23 protein-coding genes are annotated in these 22,268 nt (G+C 64.1%); 14 read left to right on the top strand and 9 right to left on the bottom strand.

Annotation, left to right across the window (positions count from 1 at the left end):
* Positions 1–105 precede the first annotated feature (105 nt).
* A complete protein-coding gene (locus AC54AF_RS22730; protein ID WP_496638360.1) occupies positions 106–981 on the bottom strand; it encodes a helix-turn-helix domain-containing protein in 876 nt (291 codons plus the stop codon).
* A 114-nt stretch (positions 982–1,095) separates the two neighbouring features.
* Between AC54AF_RS22730 and AC54AF_RS22725 the strand changes: the two genes are divergently transcribed.
* Both AC54AF_RS22725 and AC54AF_RS22720 read left to right on the top strand, forming a co-directional pair.
* On the top strand, positions 1,096–2,052 hold the full coding sequence (locus tag AC54AF_RS22725; RefSeq protein WP_496638359.1) for a phytanoyl-CoA dioxygenase family protein: 957 nt from the start codon (positions 1,096–1,098) through the stop codon (positions 2,050–2,052).
* A gap of 92 nt (positions 2,053–2,144) precedes the next feature.
* Complete coding sequence (locus AC54AF_RS22720; RefSeq protein WP_496638358.1) at positions 2,145–3,290, top strand: alpha-hydroxy acid oxidase; 1,146 nt, start codon at positions 2,145–2,147, stop codon at positions 3,288–3,290.
* On the opposite strand, the gene AC54AF_RS22715 is transcribed toward AC54AF_RS22720, so the two are convergent.
* The 4 genes from AC54AF_RS22715 to AC54AF_RS22700 all read right to left on the bottom strand — a co-directional run bounded on the left by AC54AF_RS22715 (position 3,287) and on the right by AC54AF_RS22700 (position 6,251).
* On the bottom strand, positions 3,287–3,793 hold the full coding sequence (locus AC54AF_RS22715) for a P-loop nucleotide/nucleoside kinase family protein (RefSeq protein ID WP_496638357.1): 507 nt from the start codon (positions 3,791–3,793) through the stop codon (positions 3,287–3,289). The genes AC54AF_RS22720 and AC54AF_RS22715 overlap by 4 nt on opposite strands.
* A 213-nt stretch (positions 3,794–4,006) precedes the next feature.
* Positions 4,007–4,804: a DUF6624 domain-containing protein gene (locus AC54AF_RS22710; protein ID WP_496638356.1), complete on the bottom strand. Its 798-nt coding sequence runs from the start codon at positions 4,802–4,804 to the stop codon at positions 4,007–4,009.
* 10 nt (positions 4,805–4,814) lie between these two features.
* On the bottom strand, positions 4,815–5,474 hold the full coding sequence (locus AC54AF_RS22705) for a hypothetical protein (RefSeq protein WP_496638355.1): 660 nt from the start codon (positions 5,472–5,474) through the stop codon (positions 4,815–4,817).
* 9 nt (positions 5,475–5,483) lie between these two features.
* Complete coding sequence (locus tag AC54AF_RS22700; protein ID WP_496638354.1) at positions 5,484–6,251, bottom strand: CPBP family intramembrane glutamic endopeptidase; 768 nt, start codon at positions 6,249–6,251, stop codon at positions 5,484–5,486.
* 180 nt (positions 6,252–6,431) lie between these two features.
* Here AC54AF_RS22700 and AC54AF_RS22695 point away from each other — a divergent pair, with 180 nt between their 5' ends.
* The 7 genes from AC54AF_RS22695 to AC54AF_RS22665 all read left to right on the top strand — a co-directional run bounded on the left by AC54AF_RS22695 (position 6,432) and on the right by AC54AF_RS22665 (position 11,326).
* Positions 6,432–6,995, top strand: coding sequence for a GNAT family N-acetyltransferase (locus AC54AF_RS22695; protein ID WP_496638353.1), 564 nt, complete (start codon positions 6,432–6,434; stop codon positions 6,993–6,995).
* Positions 6,992–7,339 (top strand): SMI1/KNR4 family protein, encoded by a 348-nt coding sequence (locus AC54AF_RS22690; protein WP_496638352.1) that lies wholly within the window; start codon positions 6,992–6,994, stop codon positions 7,337–7,339. The genes AC54AF_RS22695 and AC54AF_RS22690 overlap by 4 nt, the downstream gene beginning before the upstream one ends.
* Before the next feature lie 15 nt (positions 7,340–7,354).
* On the top strand, positions 7,355–7,894 hold the full coding sequence (locus AC54AF_RS22685) for a GNAT family N-acetyltransferase (protein WP_496638351.1): 540 nt from the start codon (positions 7,355–7,357) through the stop codon (positions 7,892–7,894).
* On the top strand, positions 7,891–8,592 hold the full coding sequence (locus tag AC54AF_RS22680; protein ID WP_496638350.1) for a response regulator transcription factor: 702 nt from the start codon (positions 7,891–7,893) through the stop codon (positions 8,590–8,592). Before AC54AF_RS22685 ends, AC54AF_RS22680 begins: the two co-directional genes overlap by 4 nt.
* Positions 8,589–9,806 carry a sensor histidine kinase gene (locus AC54AF_RS22675; RefSeq protein WP_496638349.1) on the top strand — a complete coding sequence of 406 codons (1,218 nt, stop codon included), beginning with the start codon at positions 8,589–8,591 and terminating at the stop codon, positions 9,804–9,806. Before AC54AF_RS22680 ends, AC54AF_RS22675 begins: the two co-directional genes overlap by 4 nt.
* 73 nt (positions 9,807–9,879) lie before the next feature.
* Positions 9,880–10,761 (top strand): CE1 family esterase, encoded by an 882-nt coding sequence (locus AC54AF_RS22670; protein WP_496638348.1) that lies wholly within the window; start codon positions 9,880–9,882, stop codon positions 10,759–10,761.
* Positions 10,762–10,822: 61 nt separating this feature from the next.
* The gene (locus AC54AF_RS22665) at positions 10,823–11,326 is read left to right on the top strand and encodes a DUF1993 family protein (RefSeq protein WP_496638347.1); all 504 of its coding nucleotides are present in this window, start codon (positions 10,823–10,825) and stop codon (positions 11,324–11,326) included.
* 3 nt (positions 11,327–11,329) lie between these two features.
* On the opposite strand, the gene AC54AF_RS22660 is transcribed toward AC54AF_RS22665, so the two are convergent.
* From AC54AF_RS22660 to AC54AF_RS22650, 3 genes are read right to left on the bottom strand one after another with little or no spacing between them, the layout of a single operon-like run.
* Entirely contained in the window at positions 11,330–11,785 is a 456-nt protein-coding gene (locus tag AC54AF_RS22660) for a hypothetical protein (protein WP_496638346.1), read from the bottom strand.
* Positions 11,782–12,759, bottom strand: a complete 978-nt coding sequence (locus tag AC54AF_RS22655; protein WP_496638345.1) for a D-2-hydroxyacid dehydrogenase — start codon at positions 12,757–12,759, stop codon at positions 11,782–11,784. The genes AC54AF_RS22660 and AC54AF_RS22655 overlap by 4 nt, the downstream gene beginning before the upstream one ends.
* Entirely contained in the window at positions 12,756–13,718 is a 963-nt protein-coding gene (locus AC54AF_RS22650; RefSeq protein ID WP_496638344.1) for a LysR family transcriptional regulator, read from the bottom strand. Before AC54AF_RS22650 ends, AC54AF_RS22655 begins: the two co-directional genes overlap by 4 nt.
* A 173-nt stretch (positions 13,719–13,891) precedes the next feature.
* Between AC54AF_RS22650 and AC54AF_RS22645 the strand changes: the two genes are divergently transcribed.
* The 5 genes from AC54AF_RS22645 to AC54AF_RS22625 all read left to right on the top strand — a co-directional run bounded on the left by AC54AF_RS22645 (position 13,892) and on the right by AC54AF_RS22625 (position 21,137).
* A complete protein-coding gene (locus AC54AF_RS22645; RefSeq protein ID WP_496638343.1) occupies positions 13,892–14,077 on the top strand; it encodes a hypothetical protein in 186 nt (61 codons plus the stop codon).
* Entirely contained in the window at positions 14,074–14,934 is an 861-nt protein-coding gene (locus tag AC54AF_RS22640; RefSeq protein ID WP_496638342.1) for an alpha/beta hydrolase, read from the top strand. Before AC54AF_RS22645 ends, AC54AF_RS22640 begins: the two co-directional genes overlap by 4 nt.
* Before the next feature lie 271 nt (positions 14,935–15,205).
* Positions 15,206–16,444: an efflux RND transporter periplasmic adaptor subunit gene (locus AC54AF_RS22635; protein ID WP_496638341.1), complete on the top strand. Its 1,239-nt coding sequence runs from the start codon at positions 15,206–15,208 to the stop codon at positions 16,442–16,444.
* 2 nt (positions 16,445–16,446) lie between these two features.
* Positions 16,447–19,647, top strand: a complete 3,201-nt coding sequence (locus tag AC54AF_RS22630) for a multidrug efflux RND transporter permease subunit (RefSeq protein ID WP_131686361.1) — start codon at positions 16,447–16,449, stop codon at positions 19,645–19,647.
* A 44-nt stretch (positions 19,648–19,691) separates the two neighbouring features.
* Positions 19,692–21,137: an efflux transporter outer membrane subunit gene (locus tag AC54AF_RS22625; protein WP_496638362.1), complete on the top strand. Its 1,446-nt coding sequence runs from the start codon at positions 19,692–19,694 to the stop codon at positions 21,135–21,137.
* Positions 21,138–21,231: 94 nt separating this feature from the next.
* On the opposite strand, the gene AC54AF_RS22620 is transcribed toward AC54AF_RS22625, so the two are convergent.
* On the bottom strand, positions 21,232–22,200 hold the full coding sequence (locus AC54AF_RS22620; protein WP_496638340.1) for an IS1595 family transposase: 969 nt from the start codon (positions 22,198–22,200) through the stop codon (positions 21,232–21,234).
* Positions 22,201–22,268: the final 68 nt, after the last annotated feature.

Below are 22,268 nucleotides of genomic sequence, written 5' to 3'. Positions count from 1 at the left end.
CTTGGCTACGAACCAAGGGGTCGTGGGTTCAATTCCTGCCAGCCGCACCAGAATATCGGGGGTCAGATTGTAAAATCTGATCCCCTTTTTCGTTTCCGAATGGATTTACGCGGCGCCGCTGGCGCCGCGCCGGTATTGCAGGCGAAACGCGCGCGGCGTGACGTGCCTGGCGGCGCGGAACTGGCGGTTGAAATGCGCCAGGTTGCGGTAGCCCGCCTCTTGCGCGATGACGGCGATGGCCAGATTGCTTTCGATCAGCTGTTGGCAGGCGCGGCCGATACGCAGCCGCGCCAGATACTCGCCCGGCGTGCAATGCGCGTGGCGCTTGAAACAGCGGTGAAAGGCGCCCAGCGACAGGGCCGCCCGCTGCGCCAGCGTTTCCAGTGCAATCTCTTCCCGGAAATGCGCGTGCATGAAGTCAAACACGATTTCCATGCGCTTCTGCTGCCCATCGGCACGTATCGGCGCCAGCGCTTCCGAGGCCAGCGGCTGCGCACTGCCATCGCCCGCCAGGTCCAGCAACACGTCGAGCAGCAGCGGCAGGCGCTGCGGCACGGGTAGCGCATTCAACTGCAGCAGTCTGGATGCGCTGCGCGCGCTCGCTGCCGGCGAAAAATGCAGGGCAGGGCCGGCGCGGCGCGCCAGTTGCCGCACGCCGTGCAACTCCGGAAAACAGGCCGCCAGCTGCTCCACCCATTCGAGGGAAAACCACACGACGACGGCCAGCATCGGTTGCGTGCTGTCGATGCGCTCGCTGGCCGACCAGGTGTGCGGCAAATTCGGCCCCAGCAGCACCAGGTCGCCCGGCTCGAAGTCGCCCAGGTGGTCGCCGATGTAGCGCTGCCCCCGCGCATTGACCGTCAAGGTCAGCTCGAACTGCGGGTGGTAATGCCAGATGAAGGGAATGGCATCGAGTTCGCGCCACAGCAAGCCCCAGGAGTGGCCTGCCGGGATCGTGACTTGTTCGAATAAAGGCGTCATTGTGACGTTTTTTAGGGATGAATAGTCAGGATAGTATCAGTACTGGTCGTTCCGCACGCATTTTCGCCTGATCTTCCATCGCACAATCTGCCCACACCAACACAGGAGACAGCGATGCAGAACCCATACCAATACGGCGAAGACCGTCCCGGCAACCCGTCCGTGGCCTACACGGAACAGACCCAGTTGCGCGACATACAAAAACAGCTGCCGCTGCGCGTGCTGTCCGACAGCGACTTTTTGCACTGGCAAACCTATGGTTACGTCATCGTCAAGGATGCCGTGTCGTCCGAGCAGGTGCGCCGCACCAGCGATTTTCTGTGGGAGTTCCAGGGACTCGACCAGCATGATGCCGCCACCTGGAACCGGGACCAGTTGCGCGACCATGCGATGAAAGAGCTCAACGGTTCCGGCATGGTCGAGGCCTATCACAACCAGACCCTGTGGGATAACCGCCAGACCCCGCGCGTCTACGACGCCTTCGTCGACATCTGGGACCGTCAGGATCTGTGGGTGACCATCGACCGCGCCAATCTGAACACGCCGAACCATGGCAAGCGCAAGTTTGGCGGCTTCATCCATTGGGATGCCGACACTACGCTCGACCCGCTGCCCGTCAACGTGCAAGGCGTGCTGGCCCTGTCCGACACCTCGCCCGAGAGCGGCGGTTTTCAATGCTATCCAGAGCTGTTCAACAACTTGCTGGCGTGGCGCGCACAAGCGCCGAAGGACCGCAACCCGTGGCAGCCGGACCTGGCGACGGTGCCGTATCCGATGGAATTCATCGCCATGAAGCAAGGGGAGTTGTTGATCTTCAACAGCCTGCTGGCGCATGGCATCCGCCCGAACACGTCCACTGACCAGGTGCGCCTGGCGCAATACATTTCCTTCACGCCAGCGCAGGAAGACAATCAATCTCTGCGCGACTGGCGCGTGCAAAGCTGGCGCGAGCGCAGCGCGCCGCAAGGCTACGCTTTCCCTGGCGACCCCGAGGAAAAGGAAGCGCTGCGCTATCCGCAGGCCCGATTGACCGCGCTGGGCGAGCAGATCCTCGGCGCGCGCGACTGGTAAGCCACGGTCTGCCCGTCAGTCTTGCCTGCCGGATAGACAATTGCAGGCAAATGCACGATCATGGTTCGACTTGCCATCGACCGAGGAAACGCATGAGTATCATCACCTGCATCGAAGACTTGCGCGTGCTGGCCCAGAAACGGGTGCCGCGCATGTTTTACGACTACGCCGATTCCGGCTCCTGGACGGAATCGACGTACCGCGCCAACAACAGCGATTTCGCGAAGATCAAATTCCGCCAGCGCGTGGCCGTCAACCTGGAAGACCGCAGCCTGGCCTCGACCATGGTCGGACAGGTGGTTTCCATGCCGGTGGCCCTGTCGCCTACGGGTTTGACGGGCATGCAGCATGCGGATGGCGAAATCCTCGCGGCCCAGGCCGCTGAAAAATTTGGCGTGCCGTTCACCCTGTCGACCATGAGCATTTGCTCGATCGAGGACGTGGCGGCGAACACGACGAAACCGTTCTGGTTCCAGCTGTACGTGATGAAGGACCGCGAATTCATCAACCGCCTGATCGACCGCGCCAAGGCGGCCAAATGCAGCGCGCTGGTGCTGACGCTGGATTTACAAGTGCTGGGCCAGCGCCACAAGGACTTGCGCAACGGCCTGTCGGCGCCGCCGAAACTGACGATACCCAACATCATCAACATGGCCACCAAGCCGCGCTGGGTGGCGGGCATCCTGGGCACGAAACGGCGCGGGTTTGGCAATATCGTCGGCCACGCCACGTCCGTCTCCGACATGTCGTCCCTGTCGGCCTGGACGCAGCAGCAGTTCGACCTGAGCCTGTCGTGGGCGGACGTGGAATGGATCAAGCAGCGCTGGGGCGGAAAATTGATCATCAAGGGCATCATGGACCCGGAAGACGCGCGCCTGGCAGTGGAAAGCGGCGCCGACGCGCTGATCGTCTCGAACCACGGCGGGCGCCAGCTCGACGGCGCGCAATCGTCGATCGAAGCCTTGCCGGCCATCGTCGACGCCGTCGGCAGCGAGATCGAAGTGCATATGGACGGCGGCATCCGCTCGGGCCAGGACGTGATCAAGGCCGTGGCGCTGGGCGCGAAAGGCGTCTACATAGGCCGCCCCTTCCTGTATGGCCTGGGCGCCATGGGCGGGCCGGGCGTGACCAAATGCCTGGACATCATCCGCAATGAACTCGATCTGACGATGGCGTTTTGCGGCTTGCGCGACCTGCAGCAGGTGGACAAGAAGATTTTGCTGCCGGGCACCTTCTAAGCTTCCACCCGCACGATATCAAAGCCTTCCGACGCCTGGGGCGACACGAAATGGCGCGTGATGGCGTCAAACTCGGCGTCGCTGGTGGAGAACGGGTGCAGCCCGCTTGCATTGCGCTGGCGCAAGCGCGCCTTGCATTCCTCATCTGGCACGTCCAGGTAGTGCAGCACGTGCGGCGTCCCCGCCTGCTGGAAGAGCTCGCGCATCCAGGCGCGGCTGGCGGGCGTATTCGCGGGGAAATCGAGCACGACGGACACGCCCGCCTGCAGCATCTGCAGGGCCAAAGGGGCGATGGCTGCGCGCAGCCGCGCCGCGCAGGCCGCGTAGTCGGCCAGGCTGGCGATCTGGCCCGGGTACAGCTGCGCCAGCAAACTGTCTTCGCTGATGCGCACGGTGTGTGGCGCACTGGCCAGCCGGGCGGTCAGGGTGGATTTTCCGGAAGCAATCTTGCCGCACACGAGGTGCAGGGTGGGGGAGGCGGTGGTGCTGGAAGTGGCTTGCATGGTCGCTCGCGAAGAGTAGGCAATAAAACCTGCGAGACGTCTTGACCAGTTGTTGCATATCAAAGCCGCTTTGCAGGCGGCTTTGGCAATCTCATTTCTGCCCAGCCACCCTCGTTGGAATGGCGGCAATAATGGAGGGCAGGGGGCTGTATGTCGATTGCATGGTGCAACAATGCCATGTGCTGGATGGCGCTGTCAATGCGGGCACGTTCCTTACTCGAAGAATTGCCGGTACTGCGCATAGGGTTCCATGCCCATGCTGGCGCGGCGCTGCTCCAGGTGCTGTGGATCGGCGATGGGGAAGGCGACGCTCTTGCCGTCGCGGCCCGTCTGGAACTGGCTGCCATACAGTTGCGGCAGATTGTCATTGCTCAGGTCGCGGTCGATCGTCAGGGCCAGCCTGGACGGCGTGATTTCCCCTTGCGCTGCCGCCGCGCGCATCAGGGCCAGGCTGCTTTTGAGGAAAGCATTTGATCCATGCTGGGCGATCAGCCACGCGCTGCCTGCCGCCCTGTAGCCGACCATCGTTTGCGTGGGCCAGCCTTTGCTGGCGATGATCTGTCGCAGGCGCGCTTCGTTCCTCGTGTCCGTCTCGCGCATGCGCTGGCGTGCCTGCATGTCGGGCCCTGCCGTCGGCCAATCCGTGCGCGCGGCCACATCTTCCTTTTCCATGGCCAGCAGCTCCTGCGCCAGTGCCGCTTCCGGCACCGCAGCGCGATACAGCAGGATATCCGGCGCGCTCGTCGTGGCGGCGTCGTAAATAATCCTCGGTTCCGCTTCCCATTGCGGCGCCCGCAGGACCAGCGCCAGCAAGGTGCCTTCCGGCACGTCGATGCGGTAGCGGCCATTCTCGACCGTGCCGCGTATCTGCGGCTCGCCGTGCATGCGCTCGGCCATGATGGTGACGGCGGGCGGAAGCGGCGCGCCGTTGCTGCGGATGGTGCCGCTCAGTTCGAAGGCGCCCGCATGGACGCTCCAGCACAGCAGGATGGCGAAGGTCAGGCGTGGCATGGGCGTCCGTTCAGGATTGGGGGATGTCGAGCAAGGTCCAGGTTTCGCGGAACGCGGCCGCATCGAGCGGCCGCGCATGCGGGTCGTCTTGCCGGAACAGGCCGCCGATCAGCATGTCCTGGATGGCGTCCGTGTAGCCGCCGTAGGGCGAGGCGCTGCCCCACTGGCGTTGCGTGCGGGCGAAGACGACGGCCTCTTGCCGCGCAGCCAGTTGCGCCAGGGATTGCTGCAAGGTGGCGGCCGCTTCCGGGCCCATGTCCGTGGCGATGGCGCACACCAGGCGCTGGCTGAACTGCAGGGGCTTGCCGGCCCGGCCCAGCAGCGATTCATTGGCCAGGGCGAGGAACAGGTCGGGCGCCTGATTGTCTTTTTCGCACAGGGTCCAGGTGGGCGCCCATGCTTCCAGGCTCATGAAGCGCGCCTCCTTGATTGCCGGCGTGTGCGTCCACCTGGCGTGCGATTTGTCGTCCCAGCCCAGGCGGCCAAAGGAAATCGACTTGCCCTTGGGATTGTATTGATGGCTGCGCACGCCGGCCTTGCCCCGTGCTTGCGCCATGAGGTCGTCGAGGCTGGCGGCAAACGGCGTCCATTGCGCCGCATCCCACAGCGGCGCTGCACCGGGCGCGGCCAGCAGCAGGAATGCTTCGTAGTCGCGTGAAAAAAACGCCATGCACATTCCTTATAGTTGCAGTTGAGATATGACCGCCCTCTGGCTGGGACGCAGCAGGTAGACGCCATACAGGCACAAGGGCAGCACGGCCAGCAGGGCGATATATGGCAGGATCGACGCGCCGTCTTCGGCCGGATGCGGCAAGGTGGCCGTCACCAGCGCGTAATCCCACAGTCCATGCACGAGGACCATGGGCCATACCGAGCGGGTGCGCAGGCGGATGGCCGCATAGCCGACGCCTTGCAGGGTGGCGGCCACGGCTTGCCACAGGGCGCCGCTGACGTCGCCCGTGGCCAGGCCGTTGGCTGTATGGGCCAGGCCGAACAGCGCCGATGACATCAGGACGGCGGGCCAGACGGCGTAGCGGTCCAACATGCCCTGCAGCAAGATGGCGCGGAACATCAATTCTTCCGAAATGGCCACCAGCGCCGCATTGCAAGCGACGATCAGCAGCACGCGCGGCTGCGGCCAGCCGCCGGCCCAGGCCAGCAACAGCATCAGCAGCGCATACAGCAGGGGTGGCCAGACCAGCCACAGCGTTTTCCATGGCTGCGGTGCGCACAGGCCTGCCGCGCGGCGCCGGTTTGAGGCCAGCAGCAGCGCCAGCGCGAACAGTGCGGCCAGTGCCCACGACAGGCCGATACGGCCGGTGACGGCGGCGCCCGGCAAGGCGTAGCCGGCGGCTTCCAGCCAGCGGCCGCCCAGGCTCAGGCCCAGCCAGACGGCCAGTGCGCCGATGGCGAGCGGCATGGTGATGCGGATTCTAGGGATGGTCATGGTTGGCTTCGGTGTTGGCTGCGTGTTTTACTGCGTGCATGAGCGGATCATGAAGTTGCATCAATGATATGGTGAAAAATATTGCCATGGTACATTAAAAGCATCGTCACAAAATTGCCACATCGTTATAGTTGCATGGAATAATAAGCATTCGTCCATTTGCCGCCATACTGGAGCGCCATGAGCTACAGCAAGACCATCACCACTGAACGATTGATCCTGCGCAAGCCGCAAGCATCGGATGAGGCGGCGCAATTCGCCATGCATGCCGACCCCGAAGTGATGCGCTATTTCAGCGAACCGCCGTGGACCGATGCCGGCCGTGCCGCGCGCCAGATTGCCGAGGATATCGCCGCTTTCGAGAAAGAGGAGTTTTTCCGTTTCGCCGTCGAGCTGAAGGCGACGGGCGAATACCTGGGCAGCTGCAGCCTGTTTTCCGAACACCGCCAGAACCGCCGCGCCGAGATCGGCTACGCGCTGGGCCGTCCATACTGGGGCAACGGTTATATGCACGAAGCGCTGTCGGCGCTGATCGAGTATGCGTTTATCGAGCGCGACCTGAACCGCCTGGAAGCGGACGTCGACCCGCTCAACGCCGGTTCGGCCAGCACCCTGGAGCGCCAGGGTTTCAACAAGGAAGGTTTTCTGCCTGAACGCTGGATCGTCGGTGGCCACGTCAGCGATTCGGCCCTGTACGGCTTGCTGCGCCGCGAGTGGGAGGCGCGGCGCAAGGGCGCCGCGTGAGCGGGCAAGCTATCGACGCGTTCCAGCAAGCCCTCGGCCGCAGCCTGCCGACGTACTATCTGCGTTTTCTCCAGGATGGGCAGGAAGGCATGCACGGCGAGCAGGTCCTGCTGTATGGCGCGGACAGTTTGATGGAACGCAATGCCACCTACGACACCGCGCTGGCCTGTCCCGGCTATATCACCATCGGCGACGACAGCGGCGGGCGCGCCGTCATGCTGGCGCTCGATGGCGCCTCGACGGCAGTGTACCTGGTGGGGCATGGCACGATGCAGCGCGACGATTTCGAGCTGGCCGCCGATGATTTCGCGTCCTGGCTGGCCGCCGATTGCCCGCTAGCCTGAGGAGGGTGCAAGGCAATGAAAGCTGTCGATTTACCCGCTCCAGACCATCCGCTGGTGACCTTGCGCCAGCTGGAACGTAGCGACGCGCCCGCCTGGTATGCCTACCTGGCCGACCCCGCCGTCGTCGAGCACACGAGCTGGGCTTTGCGCAGCGCCGACGACTTGCAGGCCAATTTCGATGACTACGCATCGCCCGCGCCGTCTGCGCCCATACGGCTGGCCATCGTGCTGCGCGATGGTGGCCAGCTGGTGGGCACGATCGGCTTCAATGCCATTTCCCCGCAGCACCGCACGGCGGAAATCGCCTACGACCTGGCGCCCGCCGTGTGGGGGCAGGGCGTGGCCACGTCCGTCGTGAACGCTGTCGTGGGCTGGGGCTTCCAGCAGCTCGGCTTCCTGCGCATCCAGGCGACTGTGCTGGAGAGCAATGCACGTTCGATCCGCGTGCTCGAACGCTGCGTTTTCGAGCGCGAAGGCTATCTGCGCTGCTACCGGCAAATTCGGGGAAGATCCGGCAATTTCTGGCTATACGCGCGCATTGCCGGCGTGCGATGAGCAAGCTTCCCTTGAACATCTTGCTGGTGGAAGACCACCCGGCCATCGCGCGCCAGGTGCTCGACTTCCTCGACGGCTTGGGCTGGCAGACCGACCATGCGGGCACGGGCGCGCTGGCGGTGCAATTGGCCACGCGCAACAGCTATGACGTGGTGCTGCTGGACCTGAACCTGCCCGACATGGATGGCTTGCAAGTGTGCCGCGCCATCAAGGCGGGTGCGCCCAGCAATGTGCCGATTCTGATGCTGACGGCGCGCGACGCGTATGAAGACAAGGCACGCGGTTTTCGTGACGGCGCCGACGACTATTTGACCAAGCCCTTCGACTTGCGCGAAGTGGCCTTGCGCTGCGAAGCGCTGGCGCGCCGGCAGCAGCTGCACGTGCACCAGGAAATGCGCGTGGGGCCATTCACCTTGCAGACGCGCGCAGGACGCGCCCTGATCGGCGATGTACCCCTGCCGCTGACGCAGACGGGTTTTAAAATCTTGCTACTGCTGTGCCGCGAACATCCGCACGCCGTCTCGCGCTCGGCCTTGCTGCAGCATCTGTGGGGTAGCCAGCCGCCCGACAGCGACGCCCTCAAATCGCACATCTACGCGCTGCGCAAGCAGCTGGAGCTGGTTGGCGCGGCGGGCGTGCTGGTGACCATACCGCAGCTGGGCTACCGCCTGGCCTTCGATGCTGCGGCGTCTGCATGAGCAAGTCGATCCGGCAACGCCTGTTCGCCGCGCTGGCCGGCTTCGCCGTCCTGCTGTGCCTGTGCTACACGGGTCTGGCGCTGGTGATCGCCTACGTGACGGAAGACATGCTGGTGCAGCGCCTGCTCGAACGCGAAGCGGCGGCCGTCAGCATGCGCTGGCAGCAGCACGGCAAGTTGACGCCGTCTGGCAGCGACCTCATCACGGTTTATGGCGGTTACCTTGAGTTGCCTCAAGCGGTGCGCCAGCAGGTGCCGCAGTCTGCCCCGTGCGGGGAAGTGTTTACCACGACAGGCCAGCATTATCATGTGCTGGCGTTCGACGTTGTTGCCGGCGGCAAGCCCCAGCGCAGCTATCTGCTGGCCGACGTGGCGCCCGTGCTGGTGGTGTCGCGCCTGGCGCGGGAAGTAGGCGGTGTCGTGGCTGGCTTGGCGCTGGCGCTGATCGCCCTGGCCTTGCTGCTCGCGTACTGGCTGGCGCGGCGCCTCGTGCTGCCCTTGCAGCGCCTGGCCCAGGAAGCGCGCCAGCTGGCGCCCGGCGGCGCCGTCCATTTCAGCGAGCGCGACCGCCCTGACGAGATCGGCTTCCTGGCACGCCGTCTGGAAACCACCTTTGCCGAACTGCAGGCGGTGTTGCAGCGCGAACAGGCATTTACCCGCGACGTCAGCCATGAATTGCGCACGCCGCTGACCCTGATGCACAACACCCTGGCGCTGGCGAATGCACAGCCCCTGGGCGGGCAGGAGCAGGCGCAGCTGCGGCAATCCACGGACGAGATGCGCGCCACCATCGACGTGCTGTTCGCGCTGGCACGGGCCGAACAGTTGCCGGGCGAAGTGGTCGAATTGCGCGGCTGTATCGAGCAATGCCTGCTGCGCCTGCTGGACGAACATCGCTGGGATGCCCGCCTGCTGACCCTGGACTTGCCCGAGCGGCTGGAGGTGACCGGCAACGGGCAGCTGGCCATGTTGCTCATCAATAATTGCCTGGCGAATGCCCTGTTCCACGGCGGTCCCGATTGCCGCATCCGCATGGCGTTTGCGCAAGGTTGCCTGAGCATCGGCAATACCGTGCCGGCGGGCCAGCCACGGCGCGTCCAGGGCTTCGCACATGGCCAGAACCTGCTGCTGCGCCTGGCCCAGGCCATGCGCTGGGAGATTGTCTTCCACCCCGGCGAGAGGGAGTACCATGTCGCCATCCTGGTAGCGCAATAAAGGCGCCGGATTTCACCGCGATTTCACCGGCGCCCCCGTAAGCTGCAAGCTCTTACTTGACGGAGAAAAGCACATGAAATTTCTTATCAGCCTGCTGGTGCTGGCTTGCACCTGCATCCCTGCGCTGGCGCAAGTCGCCAGCCTCGTCCACAAAGATGAAAAGCGCCGCTATATCGTCTATACGCCGCCGTCCTACCACAGCCAGCCCCAAAAAACCTTTCCCATCGTCTTCAATTTCCATGGTAGCGGCATGAGCATGGCGGAACAGATGCTGTACACGCAGATGAACAAGACGGCCGAGCGGCACCAGTTCATCGTTGTGTATCCGCAAGGTATCAAGCAAGACTGGAACGTGGGCTTTGGCATGGATTACCTGACAGGCCCCGATGACGTCGGTTTTACGCAGGCAATATTGAGTAAACTCAGGCAGGATTACCGCATCGATGACAAGCGCGTGTATGCCACGGGCCTGTCGCGCGGCGGCTTCTTTGCCCTGCGCCTGGCGGCCGAACTGCCGCAACAGTTTGCCGCCGTCGCCTCGGTGGGCGCACCGATGCCGGAACCGGTGCGGCAGCATCACAAGAACAAGGACAAGGTCGGCATGCTGCTGATACAGGGCACGGCCGACAAGGTGGTCTTGTATGGGGGCAAGGATGGCGGCTATCTATCCGCAGGGGACACGTTCGATTACTGGCGCAAGCACAACGGCATAGACGGCGCCGCGCCGCAGCCGCGCCTGCTCCCTGGCCCCGCTGGCGACGCCACGCAAGTGAGCTGGCTGGAGCTGGATGGCGGTGCTGGCGGCGCCAGCGTGGCCTTGCTCACGGTCAAGGAGGGCGGCCACACGTGGCCCGGTGCCGATGCCTTCAATATCGGCCTGCCCATCGGCAAGACCACGCGCGCCATCGATGCAAATGAGGTCATCTGGGAGTTTTTCGGCAAGCACCGGCGTTAACGCTATGGGGGATGCGGGTGCTTGTGGCACACTCTTGTCAGATTGAATCTTGCACAAGGAAATGATGAACATCCACCCCGTCGCCATCTTTTGCCGCTCGCTGGTGCAGCTTTCCGCCATGCTCGACAAGACCGGCACGGCGCCGCACATGCTGGCGGCGCGGCTGCACCCGGACATGCTGCCATTCGCCCAGCAAGTGCGCGCGGCCGTGAGCTTCTCGCTGCGCGGCTGCTGCCCGCTGGCGGGGCTGGAAGTGGCCGATTTCAGCGCTGCCTCCAGCCTGCAGGAACAGATCGCGCAGACCATGCGCTATCTCCAGGCCATTCCCGCAGAGCGATTTGACGGGCCGTCAGGCCGCATCTGCCGCGACCGCGCCGGTTTTGCCGACATTGCGCTGCCGGCCGATGAATATCTGAACTTATACATCCTGCCGAATTTCTACTTTCACTTCAGCATGGCGTATGCGATCGCACGCAGCGGCGGCGCGGCCATCGGCAAGGGCGATTTCGACGGCTATCACGCGTATGCGCCGGGGTTTTCGTTCGAGCGGCCGGCCGCGCTGTAGTTCCTACCGGCCCGCATCCTTCCACGATGCCAGTCCCAGCCGTTTCAGCAGCCGGCCCGACAGCCCGCAGCTCCAGCAACTGATCTGGATTTGCCGCTGCCGCTCCTGGTTCGCATGCCAGGTTTGCTCGGCGTAGTCGAGCAGGGCGTTGCTGAGGGCAGAATTGTCGGCCACGGGCGGCAGGCGCGTCATCAGCTCGAACACGCCGTGGGTCGTCTCCTTGATTTGCAGCAAGCCTGCCAGCAGGGCGCGCAGCACGGCGCCGTCGATGTTGCTGCTCGCTTGCGTAAAGCGCTGTTGCCAGCACAGGCTGCGCGCCTGCCACAGTCCCAGCAGTGCTGGCGCGCCGGCCGGTTGCAGTTGCCCGATCAGCTCAGCCGCCTCCTGAAACAGGTCGAGGCGGTCGTACTCATCGTCGTCGCTGCACAGCAGTTCATCCAGTTCGTTTAACAGGCTCATGCCACCACGTTCGTCGGCGCACCGCGTTCGAACGCTTCCACGTTGCCGATCAATATGTCGGCCAGCTTTTGCATGGCCTCGCCACTGGCCCACGCCGTGTGCGGCGTGAGGATGAAGTTGGGCAGGCGCAAACTTAAAAGCGGGTTGTCGGGCAGCGGCGGTTCCTTCGATAACACGTCGAAGCCGGCGCCGGCGATCACGCCACGGGTCAACGCTTCGGCCAGCGCCGCTTCATCGACGAGGCCGCCCCGCGCCGTGTTGATCAGCAGCGAGGTGGCCTGCATGCGCGCCAGTTCCTTCGCTCCGATGATGTTGCGCGTCTTGTCCGTCAGCGGCAGGTGCAGGCTCAGCACGTCGGACGTGGCCAGCAGCTCGTCGAAGGTCACTTGCGTCACGCCTTCTTCGTCGATGGGCGAGCGGTTGTGCACGATGACGTGCATGCCGAAGGCGCGCCCCAGCTGGGCCACGGCCTTGCCCAGCGCGCCGTAGCCGAGTAAACCCAGGCGGCTGCCGGCCAGGTCGCGGATCGGGTGGCCGAACAGGCAGAAGCGGTCGGACGCCTGCCACAGGCCCGCTTCCACATCGGCGCGGTAGGCGACCAGCTGGCGCCGCAGGGCCAGCATCAGGGCCAGCGTATGCTCGGGCACGGTGGCGCGCGCATAGTCGCGGATATTCGCCACGACGATGCCCCGTTCGCGGCAGGCGGCCAGGTCGAGGATATCCGTGCCGGTGGCGGCCACGGCGATCATTTTCAAGTCCGGCAGCTGCGCCAGCTCGGCCGCGCGCAGCGGCACCTTGTTCGTGATGGCGATCGTGGCGCCTTGCAGGCGCGACACCGTCTGTTCGCTGCCCTTGGTGTGCGCATGCTCTTCCCAGCTGTGCACGAAGGCGGGCGGGCGGACGCTGGCGATCAGGCTGTCGCGGTCGAGAAAGACGATGCGGTGCGGGTGTGGCGATGTGCTTGCTGCGGTCATGGCTGGGCCTCGGTCAGGGTGGCGCGCGGGCTTGGGCTGGTGTTTCTGCCCTTGAGCTGCGTGGCCGGGTGGTTGGTAAACATGTCGGCGACCCATTCGACAAACACGCGCACCTTGGCGGACAAATGGCGGTTGGGCGGATAGATCACGTGGATGGGCAGCGGGTCGGATTCCCATTCGCCCAGCAATTCCACCATTTTGCCCTGTTCTATCAGCGGCGCAAGCATGAAATGCGTCATTTGCACGATACCGAGGCCCGCCAGGCCGGCCGCCGTGTAGGCGTTCGAATCGTTCAGGGCGATATGGCTGGGCATGGCTATCTGGATGCGTTCGCCGGCGCGCGTGAAATCCCATTCGAAGGTCTTACCTGTCTTGGCGGAGAAAAAATTCACGCCCCGGTGGCGCGGCAAGTCGTTCGGATGCAGCGGCGTGCCGTGGTGCGCCAGGTAGCCGGGCGAGGCGCAGGTCATGAAGTGCAGCACGCCGACCCGGCGCGCGATCAGGTTCAGGTCGCCTAGCTCTCCGCCGCGCACGGCGCAGTCGACGCCTTCCTCGATCAGGTCGACGGGCCGGTCGCTGCAGCCCAGTTCCAGCGAGATGTCCGGGTAGCGGGCAAAAAAATCGGGCAGGGCGGGGATGATCAGTTCGCTTGCCAGGGCCGTGGGCGCATCCACGCGCAGCCGCCCGCTGGGGCTCAATCGCGTGCGCGACAGCGATTCCTCCGCCTCGCGCACGTCGGACAGGATGCGCACGCAGCGCTCGTAATAGGCGGCGCCGTCGGAGGTGATGCTGACGTGGCGCGTGGTGCGGTTGAGCAACTTGACCGACAGGCTCGCTTCCAGCGACTGGATCAGCGTCGACACGGTGGCTTTCGGCAGCTGCATGTTTTCCGCCGCGCGCGTAAAGCCGCCCGCATCGACGACTTGGATGAACACTTCCATGGCTTGCAGCTTGTTCACTTGATTTCCTATCACTTTATCCGTGATTATTCAGAATCCTGAACAATCAATTCGTCATTGCACTCTTTATCAGATTGTAGATCAAGTCTATAGTTGTTGTACTGCAGCATAAATGTGATGCAGCAGGAAGGACAACAGGAGAGATCATGGGTCATCGGAATGGAATCTTTGCAATGCTCGCTCTCGCTATGAGCTCGCTCGCTCTGGCCGCGATGGTATCGACGGATGCATATTCACTGGCGGCGCAAAGCGAAGCGAGCGGGTATAGCGCCCTGACCCATGAAGTGGGCGGCGCCGCCCTGTTGTGCCTGAATGACACGGTGCTCGATGTTGCGGTGCAGCCGGTGGTGGCGCAATGAGCGTTGCCGACACCGCAGCCGAACTGGCGCCTGGCCAGGCGCTGAAGATACGCGACATCGAGGTGCAGGGCGCGCAAGATGCGCTCGGCGCGCGCGTCTACACGGCCGGCGTGCCGGGCGCCAGGCAATCGAGCCTGATCGTCTTCTTCCATGGCGGCGGCTTTGTCGCCGGCGACCTGGACGACGCGGACGACTTCCTGCGCTGCCTCGTGCTGAGCAACCCCGACCACGTGGTGCTGGCCGCGAACTACACGCTGGCGAAGGTGCGGCCATTTCCCGCCGCCGTGGAAGACGCGCATGCCGTGCTGCTGTGGGCAAAAAAGAACAAGTCCAAGCTGGGCTGGACGGGCAAGCAGATGGTGGTGTCGGGCATCGAAGCGGGCGCCAACCTGGCCGCCGTCTGCGCCATGATGTCGCGCGACCGGGGCGGACCGCCCCTCGCGGGCCAGGTGCTGATCATGCCCATGCTCGACCCCGGCCTGTCGACCTGCTCGATGCGCCACTTGCCGACCTGTCCTGACCTGGCCGAAGTGGCCGATCAATGCGCCGCCGCCTACCGCGGCTATCTGCCGAATGCCGCTGACCGTACTCATCCGTATGCGTCGCCATTGCAGTCGAGCCGCCTGAAGAACCTGCCGCCAGCCTTGATATTGTCCAGCGAAGACGACCCATTGCGCGACGAGGCTGAACAATACGGCAGCAAACTGATCGCCTGCGGCATCAAGACCACCGTGCGGCGCATGGCCGCCGCGCCGCTGCAAGACGCAACCGCACGCAATGAGTGTGCCTGCAAGGTGCAGGTATTGAGCGAAATTAGCAGTTTCGTCGCCGGACTGGGGCAGGAGCCCGAGTCATGACGCCGCCATTCGCGGCACCATAAAAAAACTTACACCAATCAGTTTACTTTTTGAGTTTCGGTTGCTACACTACGCAGTGTAGTTCCCATCCTGTCTGCGTTGTGCGTTCGCACAGCCAGCTTCGTCGTCCCCGTCCGCTTTCACGCAGCTGGCGGCCTGTTTACCTTTGATCGAGCGCCGTCGGGCGCCATGGCACCACCATTCACTTTTTCAGTTGGGTTGCTTCCTGCCGCCCATACCATTAGAAATTTTCATAAAACAGGGAAATAAAATGAAAAACGTTCAACAATTTTCCACTCTGCTGAAGCCCCTGGCTGCCTCGCTCGCGCTGGCAGGACTGGTGGCCGTGAGCCTGGCCGGCTGCGATTCGGCCAACAGCAAGGTGCCCGACGCGCCAGCTGCCGGCGGCCCGCCCATCTCGGCCGCCGCCGTCATTGAAAAACAGATCACGGAAACGCAGGAATTTTCGGGCCGCCTGGAAGCGATCGAGCGCGTGGAAATCCGCTCGCGCGTCGGCGGCTTCATCACGGCCGTCAACTTCAAGCCGGGCAGCGAAGTGAAAAAGGGCGATGTGCTGTTCGTCATCGATCCGCGCCCCTTCCAGGCTGAAGTGTCGCGCGCCGAAGGCACGGCAGCTTCCGCCCGCGCCAAGGCGGAACTGGCCAAGCTGGAACTGTCGCGCGCTGAAAAGCTGCTGGCCGAAAAAGCCATCGCCCAGCGTGAATTCGATGAAAAGGCGTCGGGCTTGAAAGAGCTGGATGCGAACGCCCGCTCGGCGCAAGCCGCGTATGAAGCAGCCAGGCTGAACCTGTCGTACACGCAGGTGCAGGCGCCGATCAGCGGCCGTGTCAGCAAGGCGGAAATCACCGTCGGCAACCTGATCGACGCTTCCGCCATCTTGACGTCGGTGGTCTCGACGGACCGCATCTACGCCAGCTTCGACGGCGATGAAGATACGTATCTGCGCGTGGCCGGTACGGCGCAAAAGGGCACGCCCGTCACCGTCAAGGTGGGCCTGGCCAACGAAACGGGCTTCCCGCACGAAGGCAAGCTGGAATTCGTCGACAACCAGCTCGATCCGGCCACGGGCAGCGTGCGCATGCGCGCCACCTTCGCCAACGCCGAGCGCCAGCTGGTGCCTGGCCTGTTCGCGCGCATCTTGCTCGACGGCGGCAACGGCCCGCAGGCGCAAAGCACGGCGCTGTTGATCTCCGACCGCGCCGTCGGCACGGATCAAAGCCGCAAATACGTGTACGTGGTGGGTGCAGACAACAAGGCTGAATACCGCGCCGTCAAGCTGGGCCCGACCTCGGACGGCTTGCGCGTGGTGCGCGAAGGCTTGAAAGCGGGCGAGAAAATCGTCGTCAACGGCTTGCAGCGCGTGCGCCCCGGCGCACCCGTGACGCCGCAGATGGTGGCCATGGATTTCGACCCGACCGCGCCTGCCGCCCCTGCGAAACCTGAAGCAGCCAAGATCGCCGCCAAAGCAGCATCGACTTCCAAGGAATAAACATGAATTTTTCCCGCTTTTTCATCGACAAGCCGATTTTCGCGGCGGTGCTGTCGATCGTCATATTCGTGGCCGGGCTGCTGTCGATTTTCGGCCTGCCCATTTCCGAATATCCCGACGTCGTGCCGCCATCCGTGGTGGTGCGCGCGCAGTACCCGGGCGCCAACCCGAAAGTGATCGCCGAAACCGTCGCCGCGCCGCTCGAAGAGCAGATCAATGGCGTCGAGAACATGCTCTACATGTCCTCGCAAAACACCTCTGATGGTTCGATGATGCTGACCGTGACCTTCAAGATCGGCACCAACGTCGAGCAGGCCGAGACGCAGGTGCAGAACCGCGTGCAGCGCGCCTTGCCGCGCCTGCCCGAGGAAGTGCGCCAGATCGGCGTGACGACGGTGAAATCGTCGCCGAATCTGACCATGGTGGTGCACCTGGTCTCGCCAAACAAGCGCTATGACGACATGTATCTGCGTAACTACGCGGTGCTGAACGTCAAGGACCAGCTGGCACGCCTGCCCGGCATGGGCGACATCCAGATCTTCGGCGCCGGCGACTACGCCATGCGCATCTGGCTCGATCCGCAAAAGGTGGCGGCGCGCGGCATGACGGCCAATGACGTCGTCGACGCCATCCGCGAGCAGAACGTGCAGGTGGCCGCCGGCGTGATCGGCGCCTCGCCAGCGAAGAACTCGGACTTCCAGCTGACCGTCAATACCCAGGGCCGTCTGCAGACGCCCGAGGAATTTGGCGCCATCATCGTGCGCACCAATGCCGACGGCGCCGTGACGCACCTCAAAGACGTGGCGCGCGTGGAAATGGGCGCCAACAGCTATTCGCTGCGGTCGCTGCTGAACAATGATCCGGCCGTCGGCATGGGTATTTTCGAAGCGCCCAACGCCAACGCGCTGCAACTGTCTTCCGACGTGCGCTCCAAGATGGACGAACTGAAAAAAGACTTCCCGCAAGGCGTGGAATACCGCATCGAGTACGACCCGACGCAGTTCGTGCGCTCGTCCATCGAAGCCGTGATCCATACCCTGCTGGAAGCGATAGCCCTGGTGGTGCTGGTGGTGATCATCTTCCTGCAAACCTGGCGCGCCTCGATCATTCCGTTGCTGGCCGTTCCCGTCTCCATCGTCGGCACCTTTGCCGTGATGCTGGGCTTTGGCTTCTCGATCAACACCCTGTCGCTGTTCGGCCTCGTGCTGGCTATCGGTATCGTTGTCGATGACGCCATCGTGGTGGTGGAAAACGTCGAGCGCAATATCGAGGAAGGCCTCTCGCCGCGCGACGCCACCATCCAGGCCATGAAAGAGGTCAGCGGTCCTATCGTCGCCATCGCCCTGGTGCTGTGCGCCGTATTCGTGCCGATCGCCTTCGTGCCCGGCCTGTCGGGCGAGTTCTACCGCCAGTTCGCGCTGACCATCGCCATTTCGACCGTGATCTCCGCTTTCAGCTCGCTGACTCTGGCGCCAGCCCTGTCGGCCGCGCTGTTGAAACCGCACGACGCGCCGAAAGACGCGCTGACGCGCGGCATGGACATGGTCTTCGGCCGCTTCTTCGCCTGGTTCAACCGCTTCTTCGGCCGCGCTTCGCACCGCTATGAAGCGGGCGTGAAGGGCGTGTTGGGCCGCAAGAGCGCCTCGCTGGGCGTGTATGCGCTGCTGGTCGTTGCCGCCATCTTCACCTTCAAGTCCGTGCCGGCCGGCTTCGTGCCAGCGCAGGACAAGCAATACCTGGTGGGCTTTGCGCAATTGCCTGACGCCGCCTCGCTGGACCGCACGGAAGATGTCGTGCGCCGCATGTCCGACGTCATCAAGTCGGTGCCCGGCGTCGAGTCGACCATCGCCTTCCCCGGCCTGTCGATCAACGACTTCACCAATGCGCCGAACGCCGGTATCGTCTTCGCCACCCTGAAGCCGTTCGATGAGCGCGGCAGCAAGGAATTGTCGGGCGGCGCCATCGCGGCCGAAATCAACAAGCGCCTGGGCGGTATCCAGGACGCCTTCATCATGGTCTTCCCGCCGCCGCCGGTCAACGGCCTCGGTACCATCGGCGGCTTCAAGATGATGATCGAAGACCGCGGCAACCTCGGTTACGACGCGCTGTACAACGCCACCCAGGCGCTGGCCGCGAAAGCGTACCAGACGCCGGAACTGGCGGGCGTGTTCTCGGGCTACCAGATCAACGTGCCGCAGCTGTTCGCCGACGTCGATCGCGTGAAAGCCAAGCAGATGGGCGTGCAGCTGCAAACGATTTACCAGACCTTGCAGATCAATCTCGGTTCGCTGTACGTGAATGACTTCAACCAGTTTGGCCGCACCTACCAGGTGCGCGTGCAGGCCGATGCCGCGTTCCGTTCGCATGCGCAGGATATCGCGCAGCTGAAGGTACGCAACGACAAGGGCGAGATGATTCCTTTGTCGTCGCTGATGCGCGTCAAGGACAGCTATGGCCCGGACCGCGTTCAGCGCTACAACGCGTATGCCGCAGCCGATTTCAATGGCGGCGCAGCCCCTGGCGTATCGAGCGGCCAGGCGCAAGCGGCGCTGGAACGCATCGCCAAGGAAGTGCTGCCGCAGGGGATTTCGTACGAGTGGACGGAGCTGACCTACCAGGACATCTTGTCCGGCAATACGATGATCTATGTCTTCCCGCTGTGCGTGCTGCTGGTGTTCCTGGTGCTGGCCGCCCAGTACGAAAGCTGGACCCTGCCGCTGGCCGTGATCCTGATCGTGCCGATGTCCATCCTCTGCGCGTTGTTGGGCGTCAAACTGACCGGCGGCGACAACAACGTGTTCACCCAGATCGCGCTGTTCGTGCTGGTGGGGCTGGCGTCGAAGAATGCGATTCTGATCGTGGAATTTGCCCGCGAACTGGAAGAGCATGGCCGCAGCGTCGTGCAAGCGGCGCTGGAAGCGTGCCGTCTGCGCCTGCGTCCGATCCTGATGACGTCGATCGCCTTCATCATGGGCGTGGTGCCCCTGGTGTTCTCGAGCGGCGCCGGTTCGGAAATGCGCCATGCCATGGGCGTGGCGGTGTTCGCCGGCATGCTGGGCGTGACCTTCTTCGGCCTGTTCCTGACGCCCGTGTTCTACGTACTGCTGCGCACCCTGGCGCAGCGCTTTGAGAAAAAACCAGCCGCCGCTGCCGCCAAGCCTGTCGCCGCGCCAGCGCTGGACCTGGAAGGAGATATATATTGAAAACCAAGGAAATCATCTGGCGCGTCAAGCCTGTGCTGACCGCCATGGCAGCCGCCGTCCTGCTGGCCGCCTGCGCGGCGCCGGAGTTCAAGCAGCCGCAGATCGAGACGCCGGCCGCGTTCAAGGAAGTGCAAGGCCTGCCCGCCGTGCAGACGGCAGCCGATGGCACGCGCTGGAAGCAGGGCGTGCCTGCCGAGCGCCAGGCGCGCGGCGAGTGGTGGCTGGCCTTCAATGATCCGGCCCTGACTAACCTGATCAACGAAGCCACGCAGGCGAATGCCAACCTGGCCGTCGCCGCCGCCCGCGTCAAGCAGGCGAGGGCGATTGCCGGCATCGCCGAAGCGGACCGCATCCCGCAAGTGGGCGTCAACGTGGGCGGCCAGCGCAACCGCGCTTCCGCCGTGTCGCTCGGCTTGCCGAACGGCGCGCCGGTGGCGGCGACCAACGTCTACCAGGCGAATCTGACGGCCAGCTATGAAGTCGATCTGTTCGGCAGGGTGGCGGCTAACGTCAGCGCCTCGCGCAGCGATGCGTTGGCCGTGGAAGCGACCTACCGCTCGGTGCTGCTGTCCTTGCAGGCCGACGTGGCGCAGACCTACTTCCAGCTGCGCGCCACGGACGCGGAACTGGCGACATTGGCCCAGACGGTGCGCCTGCGCGAAGAAAGCGTGCATGTGAACCAGCGCCGCTATGACCTGGGCGACATCGGTGAATTCGACCTGTCCCGTGCCCGCACGGAGCTGTCGACGACGCGCGCCGAAGCCATCGGCTTGCAGCGCCAGCGCGCCACCAGCGAGCATGCGCTGGCTGTCCTGCTGGGCAAACCGGCCGCCAGTTTCACGGCGAGCGTCAACCCGCTGCAGGACAGCGGCTTCCTGCCCGTGATCCCGGCCGGCATGCCGTCGTCCCTGCTGGAACGCCGTCCCGACATCGCCTCGGCACAGCGCACCATGGAAGCGTCGAATGCGCGCATCGGCGTGGCGAAATCGGCCATGTTCCCCGCATTGACCTTGAACGCCTCCGGTGGCGGCGCGTCCGATGCCTTCTCGGACATCTTCAAGTGGAGCAGCCGCTCCTGGCTGCTGGGCGCCCTGATGTCGATGCCGATCATCGACGGCGGACGCAATAAGGCAGCCGTGAGCCGCAGCGAAGCGCAGCTGGAAGAATCGGTGGCGACGTATCGCCAGAGCGTGCTGGTGGCCTTCGCCGAGGTGGAAGACAACCTGGCCGGCCTGCGCATCCTGTCGGGCCAGACGCAGCAGATCGACGAAGCCGTCGTTTCGGCGCGCCGCTCGGCCGACCTGGCGCAAAAGCTGTACGATGCGGGCCGTTCCAGCTACCTCGATCTGCTCGACGCGCAGCGCAATCTGGCTGCCATCGAGCGCAACGCCGTGCAGCTGCGCGGCAACCGCGCCGTCACCACGGTGGCGCTGATCCGCGCCCTGGGCGGCGGCTGGGGCGAGACGGAACCGCAAGTGGCGGCCAACTAGTTTCCCGGCACCGCGGGCTGGAGCATTCCGGCCCGCGGCAAGGGATGCATATCGGGAACGGCGTCGTGCGCTTGCACGGCGCCGTTTTTTTAGGCTATGTCACCGCCAGATGTGGGAACGCTCCCAGCGTTGCTTTCAATAACGTTTCTGCTGAACGGATGCGCCTGGCGTCGAGTATCCAGCGCCATCCCAGGTAGTTCGGCAGGTAGCGCGTCGCCACGCCGTGAAAGGGACGCAGCCATTGCCGCAAGCGGCTGTGATAGGCGTTGACGTTCTGCACGTGAGCGGCGCCCTGCACGCGGATGCCGGCGCGCAAGTTGACGGCCTGGTGGCTGATGCCCGCTTCCCTGGCGAAGGCCCGGTAGGCGGCATGGCCATCCGTGACCAGCAGAACATCCTTGTCGATGACGGGCAACAAATAACGGCGCAGCTGTGCCTTCGTCAACGCCCCTTTGCCCGTGACGAAATCGAGGGTCTGGCCTGTGCGGTCGCGCGCCACCAGGATGCAGACCTGTTCATTGGAAATGCCGCGTTGGCGGGCACGTCCGCCCCGGCGGCGGGCCGGACGCGTCATCTGCCGGGATCCCTTTTCCGATTCCAGCACATATAGCTCATCGGCCTCGGCAATGCCATGCAGACCATGCGGCCGGTCCGTCTTGGCTATGCTGAGAAAGCGGTGGCGCCAGCGAAACGTGGTGTTGCGGTGCAGTCCCAGCTGCTGAGCGGCCTGGCGCACCGACCTGGAATCAAGCAGGCACTCGGCATACGCGAGCCACAGCGCCTTGTGGCGCAAGCGTGCCAGCGGCGTGCCCGTCAAGGCATTGAAGGTGCGCCCGCAAGGCACGCAGCGGTAGCGCTGCAGGCCGTGCGCATGGCCATGCCGGTGCAGGTGAGGCGAGTGGCAGGCGGGACAGGCCAAGCGCGGCTGCGCCACACTTTCCAGCAGCGCGACGGTGGCGTCGTGCGGCGCGTTGCCACGCAGCAAGGCCATTCCTGCCTGCCGCTGGCGCCGGTTCAACTGCGCGAACTGGGCGATAAAGCTGATCCATTCGGCTGGCGGCATGATCTGCTCCCTGTGTGGTGAGTATGCAGAGTCAGACAGCACTGCCAAGGGAAGATTCCGGCATTTCC

It is taken from the genome of Janthinobacterium sp. JF4 (assembly GCF_059617925.1).
The sequence above is the reverse complement of the archived record's forward strand: the minus strand, read 5'-3'. Positions and strand labels throughout refer to the sequence as shown.